The sequence below is a fragment of the Guptibacillus algicola genome, from assembly GCF_020171805.1.
Lineage (GTDB): Bacteria > Bacillota > Bacilli > Bacillales > Guptibacillaceae > Guptibacillus > Guptibacillus algicola.
Genome location: NZ_JAIVAF010000001.1, coordinates 470926 through 483915 on the forward strand (window position 1 = coordinate 470926; position 12990 = coordinate 483915).

11 protein-coding genes, 1 other RNA gene and 1 other annotated feature are annotated in these 12990 nt (G+C 41.0%); of the genes, 3 read left to right on the plus strand and 9 right to left on the minus strand.

The window, feature by feature from the left end; translation table 11 throughout:
* Positions 1 to 4 precede the first annotated feature (4 nt).
* From LCM09_RS02620 to LCM09_RS02630, 3 genes are read right to left on the minus strand one after another with little or no spacing between them, the layout of a single operon-like run.
* A complete protein-coding gene (locus LCM09_RS02620) occupies positions 5 to 1147 on the minus strand; it encodes a cysteine desulfurase family protein (RefSeq protein ID WP_224878560.1) in 1143 nt (380 codons plus the stop codon).
* 48 nt (positions 1148 to 1195) lie between these two features.
* Positions 1196 to 1615: a cysteine metabolism transcriptional regulator CymR gene (gene cymR, locus LCM09_RS02625; RefSeq protein ID WP_224878561.1), complete on the minus strand. Its 420-nt coding sequence runs from the start codon at positions 1613 to 1615 to the stop codon at positions 1196 to 1198.
* Positions 1548 to 2255 carry a YczE/YyaS/YitT family protein gene (locus LCM09_RS02630; RefSeq protein ID WP_224878562.1) on the minus strand — a complete coding sequence of 236 codons (708 nt, stop codon included), beginning with the start codon at positions 2253 to 2255 and terminating at the stop codon, positions 1548 to 1550. The genes cymR and LCM09_RS02630 overlap by 68 nt, the downstream gene beginning before the upstream one ends.
* Before the next feature lie 146 nt (positions 2256 to 2401).
* Between LCM09_RS02630 and LCM09_RS02635 the strand changes: the two genes are divergently transcribed.
* A complete protein-coding gene (locus LCM09_RS02635) occupies positions 2402 to 3745 on the plus strand; it encodes an AAA family ATPase (RefSeq protein WP_224878563.1) in 1344 nt (447 codons plus the stop codon).
* Between the two features lie 154 nt (positions 3746 to 3899).
* On the plus strand, positions 3900 to 4586 hold the full coding sequence (locus LCM09_RS02640; RefSeq protein WP_224878564.1) for an RsfA family transcriptional regulator: 687 nt from the start codon (positions 3900 to 3902) through the stop codon (positions 4584 to 4586).
* A gap of 60 nt (positions 4587 to 4646) precedes the next feature.
* On the opposite strand, the gene ssrS is transcribed toward LCM09_RS02640, so the two are convergent.
* From ssrS to LCM09_RS02660, 4 genes are all read right to left on the minus strand, one after another.
* Positions 4647 to 4830: non-coding RNA, 6S RNA (gene ssrS, locus LCM09_RS02645), on the minus strand.
* 78 nt (positions 4831 to 4908) lie between these two features.
* Positions 4909 to 6696: an aspartate--tRNA ligase gene (gene aspS / locus LCM09_RS02650; protein ID WP_224878565.1), complete on the minus strand. Its 1788-nt coding sequence runs from the start codon at positions 6694 to 6696 to the stop codon at positions 4909 to 4911.
* Complete coding sequence (gene hisS, locus LCM09_RS02655) at positions 6693 to 7979, minus strand: histidine--tRNA ligase (protein ID WP_224878566.1); 1287 nt, start codon at positions 7977 to 7979, stop codon at positions 6693 to 6695. The genes aspS and hisS overlap by 4 nt, the downstream gene beginning before the upstream one ends.
* A 72-nt stretch (positions 7980 to 8051) precedes the next feature.
* Positions 8052 to 8276, minus strand: a binding site (T-box leader).
* Positions 8277 to 8407: 131 nt separating this feature from the next.
* On the minus strand, positions 8408 to 8581 hold the full coding sequence (locus tag LCM09_RS02660; RefSeq protein WP_224878567.1) for an RNA polymerase subunit sigma-70: 174 nt from the start codon (positions 8579 to 8581) through the stop codon (positions 8408 to 8410).
* A gap of 142 nt (positions 8582 to 8723) precedes the next feature.
* Here LCM09_RS02660 and LCM09_RS02665 point away from each other — a divergent pair, with 142 nt between their 5' ends.
* Positions 8724 to 10169 carry an N-acetylmuramoyl-L-alanine amidase family protein gene (locus tag LCM09_RS02665; protein ID WP_224878568.1) on the plus strand — a complete coding sequence of 482 codons (1446 nt, stop codon included), beginning with the start codon at positions 8724 to 8726 and terminating at the stop codon, positions 10167 to 10169.
* 32 nt (positions 10170 to 10201) lie between these two features.
* On the opposite strand, the gene dtd is transcribed toward LCM09_RS02665, so the two are convergent.
* Together dtd and LCM09_RS02675 are read right to left on the minus strand one after the other, a co-directional pair.
* A complete protein-coding gene (gene dtd, locus LCM09_RS02670; protein ID WP_224880055.1) occupies positions 10202 to 10645 on the minus strand; it encodes a D-aminoacyl-tRNA deacylase in 444 nt (147 codons plus the stop codon).
* Between the two features lie 23 nt (positions 10646 to 10668).
* Complete coding sequence (locus tag LCM09_RS02675; protein ID WP_224878569.1) at positions 10669 to 12849, minus strand: RelA/SpoT family protein; 2181 nt, start codon at positions 12847 to 12849, stop codon at positions 10669 to 10671.
* Positions 12850 to 12990 lie beyond the last annotated feature (141 nt).

Sequence of the window (12990 nt, forward strand, 5' to 3'; positions counted from 1 at the left end):
TATTTTATAACTTCTTTAAGCGATTGACAATCTTCACGACTTCTTCTGCAGCCTTAACAGCGTCATCAACAGTATTTCCATATCCGAAGCTAAAGCGTATCGCTGTTTGAGCACGTTCATCATCGTCAAACATCGCTTTTAACACATGTGATGGTTCATGTGAACCTGCTGTACAAGCAGAGCCACTTGATACTGCGATGCCAGCTAAATCAAGATTCATTAACATTGGTTCAACGCTTGCACCATGAAAACTAATATTGAAAACGTGTGGGAGAATATTTACTTGATCTCCATTTAATTCGTATTCAATTGCGTTCTCTTCAAAAATATCAATCATTGTTTCTTTCATCTTTTGGTAAAGCTCAATTCTTTCCGCTCGATCTGATTGAATCAATTCAACTGCTTTTTGCATTCCAACAATGCCCGGAACATTCTCAGTACCCGCCCGTCTCTTCCGTTCTTGTTCTCCACCATGTGTATATGGAGTGATGGATGACCCTTCTTTTATATAAAGAAAGCCGACACCCTTTGGGCCATTGATTTTGTGGGATGAGACAGATAGCATATCGATGCCTACTTCCTTAACGTCAAGATCCAGTAATCCGTAAGCTTGTACAGCATCAGTATGAAAAGCAATGCTGTGTTCTTTTGCTAATTGTACAAGTTCATCAATCGGTTGAATCGTACCTGTTTCGTTATTCCCATACATGATTGTCATTAAGATCGTTTCACTACGAATCGCACTCTTTACATCTTCTAACGAAATACGTCCATCTTCACCTACTGGCAAATACGTGACGTCGAACCCTTCTTGCTCTAGTGACTTACAAGCATGGAGGGCAGCATGATGTTCGATTGCTGTCGTAATAATATGATTTCCTTTATTCGAGTGAGCTTTTGCTGTGCCGATGATCGCAAGGTTATCTGCTTCGGTTCCACCACTTGTAAAGACAATTTCATTTGGGTGGGCGTTGATGCTTTTCGCAATACTACTTCTCGCTTCATCAAGAGCATGACGTGTCTTACGTCCAAATTGATGAATACTAGAAGGATTTCCGAAATCATTACGAAGAGAAGCAGTCATGACTTCAATAACCTCAGGGTGGACAGGCGATGTTGCAGCATGATCCATATAAATTGCTTTCATAAAAATTCACCTCTATATACGGTCTTCTTATTGAACCGGTAATCTACATTAGATATAGAACATATAGCTGTCCTGTTCTCCTTCACCTTCATAAGTCGCAAGATCTTGAAGGGTTGTGGAATCCAGTACATCTTTCACGGCATCTCGAATCTTAAGCCAAAGGTCTCTCTTAGCAGGTTCCTCATCATCCATTACTTCAACAGGACTGATCGGACCTTCAAGAACACGGATGATATCGCCAGCTGTGATCGTTTGTGCTTCTTTCGCTAAAATATATCCGCCGTAAGCCCCACGAATACTTTTCACAAGCCCTGCGTTACGAAGGGGGGCGATCAACTGCTCAAGATAATGTTCTGAAAGGTTGTTAGCTCTTGCTATAGACTTTAATGATGTGGGGCCTTCACCGTGCTTTTTTGCCAACTCCATCATAATGGTCAAGCCGTACCTTCCTTTTGTTGAAATCTTCATTCTTTATCCCTCTTTCCATCAATCGAGCTACAAGATACTTACATTGAGGTAATGAAAATCCTACGATTGGACCAATGGTTACACAGAACAAAAGTGTCCCGATCGATACAGGTCCTTTCATCAACCACCCAAGCGCAAGTACTATTATTTCCATCGATAGTCTAATGTGTTGGACTTTCCATCCAGTTCTTGTTGTTAATACGAGCATCAAGCTATCTCTCGGGCCCGCTCCTTTATCTGCAGCTATATATAAGCCAATTCCATAACCCATCACGATGATTCCGATCGATAACATAATCAGTTGACCGAAATACATGTCGGGTGTATTTAATATAGGAAGCCATAAGTAAAAATCAATAAAGATTCCCACTAAAAGCATGTTAAGAAATGCGCCTGCTTTCGGCCATGATTTTTCCATAAATGCGGTCGTTGTTATGATAAAAAATCCAACTATGATTGACCAAGTTCCGATAGATAGACCAAGCTGGTTATAGAGTCCAATGTGAAAGACATCCCATGGAGCACTTCCTGCATCAGCTTTGATCATGAGGGCAATGCCAAACGTCATCACAAGCAAACCAGTAACGAATACACTCCAACTCATCCAGAATCCAGCCAAACCATTCGTATACGTCTTCATTTTATCCCTCTTAACCTGCTTTTTAATCATACACTAGTGGCCTATTCTGTTAGTAAACCTTCGCTATTATAGCACGAAAGGGTTTCTCTTGCATTTCCAAAAACCATATAGTATGTTTCAACTATCTATGAAAGGGCGGATGTAATATGGATTTATTCGATTATTCTTCAGAGCAGAAAAACACATCATCAGGACCTCTAGCGAGTAGAATGCGTCCCCGCTCGATCGAAGAGTTTATTGGTCAAGATCATATTATCGGTGAAGGCAAACTCTTAAGAAGAGCAATCCAGGCTGACCAACTTACGCCGATGATTTTCTTCGGTCCACCAGGAACTGGTAAAACAACCCTTGCAAGAATAATCGCAAACACCACTTCTGCACATTTTGAACAATTAAACGCGGTTACTTCAGGTGTCGGAGACATTAGAAGACTATCATCTGAAGCAAAAGAGCGCGTTAAGCTTGATGATAGAAGAACTGTTCTATTTATTGATGAGATTCACAGGTTCAATAAATCTCAACAGGATGCTCTTCTTCCTTACGTGGAAGATGGAACGGTCGTTTTAATCGGAGCTACGACTGAAAGTCCTATGTTTGAGATCAACAAAGCTCTACTGTCTCGATCAAGACTTTTTCGCTTTGAACACCTGACTGAAGAAACGATCAAACAAGTCCTTCTCCAAGCAATCAACGATGACGTTCGAGGATATGGAAAGTATTCGGTCCAAATCGAAGATGAAGCACTCTCTCACATCGTGGATGTAGCGAATGGTGATGCTAGAACGGCTCTAAACGCGTTAGAACTTGCTGTTTTAACAACATCGCCTGATGAGAACGGCAAACTAGTCATCACGCTTGCGATAGCTGAAGAATCGATTCAACAAAGAGTTCTCCAATATGACAAAGACAGCGATAATCACTATGACACGATTTCAGCCTTTATTAAAAGTATACGAGGTTCAGATGCAGATGCTACATTATACTGGTTAGCGAAAATGATCTATGCTGGCGAAGATCCACGATTCATTGCACGGAGGCTTTATGTTCACGCGGCTGAAGATATCGGATTAGCAGACCCGAACGCACTCCTTGTTGCTCACGCAGCCAGCTATTCTGTAGAATTCCTAGGCATGCCAGAAGCAAGGATTCCACTAGCTGAAGCTGCTCTATACCTAGCGACCGCTCCTAAGAGCAACGCTGTTATTAAAGGGATCGATTCTGCTCTAGAAGCAGTAAAAAAAGAGAAAACGGGTACGGTACCTGTTCATTTAAGAGATTCCCATTACAAAGGCGCAAAAGAGCTTGGTCATGGAATCGACTACAAATATCCTCATGACTACCCAGGAGGCTATGTTCCTCAACAGTACCTTCCTGATCATATGATAAGGAAATCGTTCTATAAACCTACTGAGCGTGGTCATGAACGAACCGTCCAAAAAAGGATGGATTACTTTAATGAGCGAATAAAATCAGAGAATAAGAAGTCTTAACAGCAGTGCGAGGCACTGCTGTTTTTCTTTCTACCTCTTATCAATCTATCTTAAATTTACAAGACTTCTGTATAAATTCTTGCATACTGGCAAAGCTATGATTACTTTCACCAAAATGCTATGAATTTAAAGAATATAAAGGGGTTGAGTCACTATGAAAGTTAGACAAGATGCATGGTCACATGAAGATGATTTGATGCTCGCTGAAACGGTACTACGACATGTTCGAGAAGGCAGCACTCAGCTAAACGCTTTTGAAGAAGTAGGCGATCGGTTGAGCCGTACCTCAGCAGCGGTCGGGTTTAGATGGAACGCCATCGTCCGTCAACGCTACGAACAAGCATTAAAGCTTGCGAAAAAACAAAGAAAAGAAATGAAGCGTGCTGAGCGTAGACAGTCAGCTGATTATAAACCTGAATATACAGTAAGAGAATCAGCACCACACGTACCGCAGTTTCAAGAGGTCGTACAACCTACTGCTGAAAGACCGTCAAGTGAAAGAACTAGGCCTGTCGAGGAGACAACTAGTGAGCTTTCTATGCGTGACGTTATATCGTTCCTCACCAAAATGGAGCATTCACAATATTCAACTAGCAGACTTCAATCAGAAATGAAAAAACTAGAATTGGAAAACAAAGAACTTGTTGAAGAGAATTCTCTTCTACACCAGAAGGTAAAAAGGCTTGAGAACGAGCAGCAAGTCATGAAGGAAGATTATCAGTCTCTGATTCAAATTATGGATCGAGCGAGAAGAATGGTAGTTCTTAATGAATCAGACGAGATGGCAGTGCCTGGATTCAAGATGGATAAAAACGGGAACCTTGAAAAACTTGCTCGGTAAATCCTATTAAAAAAGCAGCAGTTCATAATGAACTGCTGCTTTGTTTTTGCATAAAAAAAGAAGAGCCCCAACTGTGCCGTCCTTTCCATAAATTTTGAACCTGCATTGGCAGGTGGGTGCCTTATTCTGTTCTTTGTAAGTCCTCAGCTTACGAGGCATGTACTCGGAACAGAAAGAATCAGGCTCCCGTTGTAAAAGTGTTGGCTCAAATTATTATGGAAGTAAACGTACACTTCAGGACTCTTCGTTAACTTGTAATTGAATTATAGCAGACCTTAAAAATGATTTCAATAACGTACTTCTAGGTAATTGTTAGTGTTTCTTATTCCTTTTCAGCTGCTACTGGTTTTTTTCTAAGTTCAAGGTTCAATTCTTTAAGCTGCTCTTCACTAACGGCTGATGGTGCTTCAGTTAGTAAACAGCTAGCACTTGCTGTTTTTGGAAATGCAATCGTGTCTCTAAGGTTGTTTCTTCCTGCTAGAAGCATTACCAAACGATCGAGTCCGAATGCGATTCCTCCATGAGGAGGTGTACCATATTCAAAAGCTTCTAATAAGAATCCGAATTCTTTCATTGCTTCTTCTTTCGTAAATCCGAGTGCACGGAACATCTTCTCTTGAATATCTCTTTGGTAAATACGTTGTGACCCTCCACCAAGTTCATATCCATTCAATACAAGGTCATATGCATCGGCACGAACGTTACCAGGCTCTTCTTCAAGAAGATGTAAGTCTTCTTTTAGTGGCATAGTAAACGGATGGTGCTCAGCAAAGTAACGATCTTGCTCTTCATCGTAGCTCATTAGAGGGAAGTCCATGATCCATAAGAAGTTAAATTTCGACTCATCGATCAATCCAAGCTCTCTACCTAGCTTTAATCGTAATGAACCAAGGCTATCAGCAACAACCGATTTACTGTCAGCAACAAATAATAAGAGGTCGCCAGCTTCAGCATCGAACGCTTCAATTAATTGAGCAGATATGTCTTCATCAAAGAATTTAGAAATAGGTCCTTTCAAACCTTCTTCCTCTACTTTTAACCAAGCAAGCCCTTTTGCCTTGTATGTTTTCACATACTCAGTGAGTGCATCGATATCTTTACGAGAATAATTCCCAGCTGCACCTTTGGCGTTGATTCCTTTTACTGCACCACCGGATGATACAGCTTTAGAGAAGACTTTAAATGATGAATCTTTCACAAGCTCTGAAACGTCGACAAACTCCATTTCAAAACGTGTGTCAGGCTTATCGGAACCGTAGCGGCTCATTGCCTCTGCATGAGTCATACGAGGGAATGGTGTTTGCAGATCAACGCCTTTCGTTTCCTTAAGTACAAGAGACATCATCTCTTCCATCATGGAAATTAAATCTTCTTTTGGTAAGAAAGAAGTTTCAATATCCACTTGAGTGAATTCAGGCTGGCGATCAGCACGAAGGTCCTCATCACGGAAGCAACGGACGATTTGATAATAACGTTCAAAGCCTGAAACCATCAATAGCTGCTTAAACAATTGAGGAGATTGTGGAAGTGCGTAAAATTCTCCCTCGTGTACACGACTCGGTACAAGATAGTCTCTTGCTCCTTCTGGTGTACTCTTTGTTAGCATCGGCGTCTCGACTTCTAGGAATTCATTGTGATCAAGAAAGTCTCTAATCGCTTTCGTCGTACGATGACGAAGCTTGAACGTTTCTTGCATCACTGGACGTCTAAGATCAAGATAACGATACTTTAGACGAATATCTTCAGAAACCTCAACATCGTCTGCAACAGCAATCGGTGGGTTTTTAGCTGCATTTAAAATTTCCAGCTTTTCAGCGTGAATTTCAACTGCGCCTGTAGGAAGATTTGGATTCACGGTTTCTTTCGCACGTTCAACAACTGTACCAGTAATCGCAAGCACATATTCGCTTCTTACTTTTTCAGCTAATTCAAGTGCTTCTTTCGATACTTTCGGGTTAAAGACAACCTGTACGATACCAGAACGGTCTCTAAAATCGATAAAGATCAATCCGCCGAGGTCACGTCGCTTCTGCACCCACCCTTTTACTTCTACTGTCTCGCCTACTTGACTCTCGCGAACATTGCCGCATGAATGGCTTCTTCCTATCATTCTCCAGTTTCCTCCTTCAATTTCTCTGTAAGGTATGAGGTGATTTCAGAAAAGCGTACTGCTTGCTGCTCTCCCGTTTCCATTTCCTTAATATTGATTTCATCCTTTTCAATTTCATTATCTCCAAGGATCGCTACGTATTTCGCATTCGCACGGTTAGCTGCTTTGAATTGACCCTTCATCTTTCGATCAAGGTAGTCACGTTCAGCTGATAAGCCTGCACTTCGTAACTCATGAAGAAGACCATTTGAAACTGCCTGTGCTTCTTCACCCATCGTGATGACATAGCAATCGATTATCTTTTCAATCGGAAGTTCAACACCCTCTGCTTCTAGCGCCAGAAGTAGGCGTTCAATGCTCATAGCAAAACCAATTCCAGGCGTTGTAGGTCCCCCTACTTCTTCGACAAGACCGTTATAGCGTCCACCGCCACTAAGTGTTGTGATCGCTCCAAAGCCTTCCGCTTCACTCATAATTTCAAATGCAGTGTGATTATAATAATCAAGTCCTCTTACGAGACGCTCATCGATTACGTAGTCGATTTTCATATAATCCAATGCTTTTTTCACGTTCGTAAAGTAGGTTGCAGACTCTTCATTTAAGTAATCTAGGATAGACGGTGCACTTGCCATCAATTCATGATCGCGGTCTTTCTTACAATCAAGAATTCGTAGTGGGTTATTTTCTAACCGATTTTGGCAGTCGCTACAGAACTCTCCGATACGGGGTTCGAAGTGTGCGATCAGCGCATTACGATGTGCCTCTCTACTTTCAGTGTCACCAAGGCTATTTATATATAATTTCAGGTTCTTAAGTCCTAGTTCTTTATAGAAATCAATTGCTAACGCGATAACTTCAGCATCAATAGAAGGATCATTACTACCCATAGCCTCTACCCCAAACTGAACGAACTGTCTCATTCTTCCTGATTGAGGACGCTCATATCGGAACATCGGCCCAATATAATATAGTTTTACAGGCTGCTCTGGTAGTCCAAACATCTTATTGTTCACGAACGCACGAACGGCAGAGGCCGTACCTTCAGGACGAAGCGTAAGACTTCTCCCACCTCGATCTTCAAATGTGTACATTTCTTTTTGCACGATGTCAGTTGAACCGCCTACACCACGCTGAAATAATTCAGTCTGCTCGAAAATAGGAGTGCGTAGTTCATGATAATTATATCTACGGCAAATATCTCTCGCCTTATCTTCTATATATTGCCAAAGCTCAGATGTACCAGGAAGGATATCCTGAGTACCTCTTGGAATTTGAAAACTCATTTTTTCTCCTCCTTAAATCGTATCTTAGCCCAAAATTTGGGACTAAAAAAAACCCCCATCCCTGAATATACATTCAGGGACGAGAGTTACCCGCGGTGCCACCCTAATAGAAGGAGTCATTTCCTTCCACTTTAACAGTTAACGCCTGTAAACGTTGTTCCCTACTAAGCGAGCCGTTCGGAAACAATCCCAGGAAGTGTCTTTCAAAAAAGCGGACTCAAGAATGTTTGCAGCCTACGACATTCTCTCTCTGCTGATGCCCTATCTTTCTTTACTTTTCTCCCTCATTGGAGCAACGTATCTAATTACTGAATTGTTTTCTATCATACGAGTCAGCGTTTTTTTTGTCAAGCTTATTTTTGAGGATCAATTCTGTCAATCCTAGATTTCTTTCTAAGAACCCTAGTTGAAAAGCTTATCGCTCACGATTAACGCTTCATTTTCTGTCGCATAATTTTAATACTTTTGAGCGACAGTCCAAACTCCTCTGCTAACTCCATGTTCGTTAAGCATTGCTCTTTTTGTAGAAAATCATGGAAATCCACGCCAAATTCAGGTTGAGAGTTATTATAGTTCATCATTTCTTTATTTGTTGACCGCAACAGATATCATCCTTTTTTTTTGAAGTGTTATACTAGTTTCACCAAAAATAATGACATTTACAACTTCACGAAGGATTCTTTTTATCCGATAAAGAAATATCGCTTATATGAAAAACGTAGAGTCGGAGAAAGGAGTCGCACATTGAAACATTTATTTTACTTCATTCTGCTTTTATTAGTTGTATTTCATACTCCTGAGAAAAGCTTTGCTGAAGAATCGGTAAAGATTACGAACACATTAAATGTCCGTTCTGGCCCATCACTTTCATCTTCTGTTCTTCAACAGGTACATAGTGGCGAGACGTTACGTATAGTTGGAGATTCGGGTGAATGGCTTAAGGTCAGTCTCGGTTCAGACAGTACGGGATGGATTGCTGGCTGGTTGGTTACGACCAGTGAGAATAGTGATACCCTTTCGGTAGTGGAAGCTGTTGTTTCTGATCTACAGATAAGGTCAGGTCCTGGTGAAGAAAACCGTGTAATCGGAAGCACAAAACAAGGGGAAACATGGCAAGTGTCAAAAACATCTGGGAATTGGACTGCTATTCACTACCATGACCAAATTGGATGGGTTGCTACTTGGCTTGTCGAAGAAGTTTCTAACCAAAGCGAACAAAAAGCTACCGCACCGGTCAAAAAAGAAGTAGTCGCTACGATCTTAAACGTTCGAGAAAAGCCTGGAGTTAACAACACGATCCTCACACAGCTTCCAAGCGGTACAGTCGTTTCTGACTTAAAACAAGTTGGAGAATGGAGTTATATTCGATACAACAACGGAGAAACAGGATGGGTTGATGGAACGTATTTGAAAGAGACAAACAAACACCTTTCAACTAGTACCCTTACACTTCTTTATCATTCCATAAATCTTAGAGGGGGACCAGGACTAGACTATCCTGTTATTGCTCAAGGGGCTAAGGATGACAAATATGAAATAGTAGGGAAAGAAAAAGAATGGTATGAAATCATACTAAATGACGGCACAACAGCCTATATTGCCGATTGGATTGTTTCAACAGGTTCTTCTCTCGGACTGAGAGCAAATCATACGAATGGAAAAACCGTCATATTAGACGCAGGGCATGGTGGAGAAGATAGTGGAGCCCTTGGCCTTTTTACTTACGAGAAGCTAGTAAATCTCCGTACAACAAAAGCAATTGCTGAAAAACTAAAAGACGCTGGCATTCGTGTCATATTAACAAGGGATGAAGATCGTTATGTTTCACTGTCAGAACGAACAAACCTATCCGGCCTCTACCAGGCAGATGCGTTCGTCAGCGTTCATTATGATAGTACTGTAGATCCGACTGTAAGCGGCATAACTACTTATTATTATCATGAAGATCACAAGTCTCTTGCTTCAAGTATTCATAATGAGATTACTCAAAGCAACTCTCTAAGAGATCGAGGCACACGGTTTGGGAATTATTATGTATTACGCAATAATTCTTCACCATCTGTATTACTAGAACTAGGGTACTTATCTAACCCTTTTGAGGAACGGCAGATCAATAAACAACAATATCAAGCTAACATGACTTCAAATATTGCGAATGGTATTATTTCTTACCTAAATAAAAATCGATAAATAAAAGCAGCAGGGATGCCCTGCTGCTTTTATTATTCCTTACTATCTATGATGAGGGTGACTGGACCGTCATTTGTTAGCTGAACATCCATCATTGCTCCAAACACACCTGTTTGAACGTCTACGTCGTTATCCACAACAAAATCGTTAAACCTCTCGTAAAGGCCTTTTGCTTCATCTGGCTTCGCAGCCTTCATAAAGTTTGGTCTTCTCCCTTTACGGCAATCTCCATAAAGCGTGAACTGAGAAATTGATAGCAACGAACCGCCGGTGTCCTTGAGTGAAAGATTCATCTTATCACTGTCATCTTCAAAGATACGAAGATTTACGATTTTGTCAGCCAAGTACGCCGCGTCCTTCTCAGTATCTTCCTGGGTTACACCAAGCAGAACGACGAGTCCTGAATCGATTTCCCCAGTTACTTCATCATTTACAGTAACCGATGCATGCTTCGACCTTTGAACTACTGCTTTCATCATAAACTTCCTTTCTAACTCTGCTATTGCATGATTCTCCGTACGGCATAAATATCTGGAATACGTTTTACACGCTCAACTACTTTCTGAAGATGTGCAGTATTTCGAATGGATACTGTCATACTGATTGTCGCCATCTTATTGTTATCAGATCGGCCTGATACAGATGTCATATCTGTCTTTGTTTCTGCTACAGCTTGAAGAACTTCATTCAGTAGACCTCTTCGATCATACCCACTGATTTCAATGTCAACGTTATAGCTCTTTGGTGAATGACTTTCCCATTCAACTTCAAGAAGGCGTTCTTTGGCATTATCCTCATTGACGTTAGGACAGTCTTTACGATGGATCGATACACCTCTGCCTTTCGTGATATACCCTACGATATCATCACCAGGAACTGGATTACAGCAGCGTGAAAGTCGAATCAACAAATTATCGATGCCTTTGACTCTTACGCCAGACTCCGCACGTTTTGGTGCTTCGGATGGAGAGTGCGTCTTGCCTTCAATAATCGATCTTGCAAGCTCTTCTTCTTGCTCTTTCGTCTTTTCTTTTCTAGCTTTTTCTGTAAGCCTAGTTGCGATTTGAGCTGCAGTAATGCCTCCATAGCCTACAGCTGCATACATATCTTCTTCACTTGTGAAATTAAATTTATTCGAGACGTTCGCAATGTTTTCAGAAGTTAACACTTCTTTAAGTTCAAAACCATGCCCCTTAATTTCCTTTTCAACAAGTTCTCGACCCTTATCAACGTTCTCTTCACGCTTTTCTTTCTTGAACCATTGCTTAATCTTGTTCTTCGCATGAGAGCTTTGACTGATTTTCAGCCAGTCTTTACTAGGACCATAAGAATGCTTTGAAGTAAGCACTTCTACGATGTCTCCAGTTTTTAATTTATAATCGAGCGGAACCATCTTCCCATTGACTTTAGCACCGATACACTGGTTTCCAATCTCAGTGTGAATTCGATAAGCAAAGTCAAGAGGAACAGAACCAGTTGGAAGCTCGATTACATCTCCCTTTGGCGTAAAGACGAATACCATATCACTGAACAGATCGATCTTAAGAGATTCCATAAACTCTTCAGCATTTGAAACGTCATTTTGCCATTCAAGAATTTGTCTGAACCATGACAGCTTTTTCTCAAAAGAACTATTCACTGCACCATCATTATTCTCTTTGTATGCCCAATGGGCGGCGATACCGTATTCTGCAACCTTATGCATATCAGAGGTTCTTATCTGTACCTCGAGAGGGTCACCTTTTGGACCGATAACAGTTGTGTGAAGAGACTGATACATATTTGCTTTTGGCATTGCAATATAATCTTTGAAACGACCGGGCATAGGCTTCCAACAAGTATGAATGATTCCAAGAACTGCGTAACAGTCTTTGATACTATTCACGATTATTCGAACTGCTAAAAGGTCATAGATCTCGTTAAATTGCTTATGCTGCTTTGTCATCTTCCTATAAATACTGTAGATATGCTTAGGTCGACCAGAAATTTCAGCATTGATCGAAACCTCTTCGACACGATCTTGAATCTCACCAACTACCTCATGAACGAAGCCTTCTCTTTCTTCCCGCTTCTTTTGCATGAGATTAACGATGCGATAATACTGTTGGGGATTCAAATAGCGTAGAGCTGTATCTTCAAGCTCCCACTTAATAGTTGAAATACCGAGTCGATGAGCAAGTGGTGCGAATATCTCCAGCGTCTCGTTTGCTTTTTGTAATTGTTTTTCTTTTGGCATATGCTTTAGCGTTCGCATATTATGAAGACGGTCAGCAAGCTTAATCAAGATACATCTGATATCTTGAGCCATTGCAATCATCATCTTACGGTGATTTTCAGCCTGCTGCTCACGCTTTGATTTATATTTAATCTTCTTTAACTTTGTAACGCCATCAACGAGCATAGCGAGTTCAGGACTGAACTCGTTTGAGATTTCTTCAAGGGTTACGTCTGTATCCTCAACCACATCATGAAGAAACCCCCCAGCAACCGTTACGGGGTCAACCTCAAGATTCACAAGAATTCCAGCAACCTCAATAGGGTGAATGATATATGGTTCACCTGATTTACGGTATTGGCCTTCGTGTGAATCACGTGCGTATTCGTAAGCTCGTTGAACAAAGGAGAGATCCTCCTCTGACAAATATTGCTTCGCTCTTTGCATTACCTCTTCTATGGTCATGAAATCACCTTAATTACTGTTGGTATATAGCTTCTATTATCGTTAAAAAAAGTCTGCATGTAAAGTAATAAAGAAAAATAGGTCGCTTTTCATTACTGGAAACAAGTGGGGGAGCACTTTCTTAAAGAGAAAGAGTGTCCG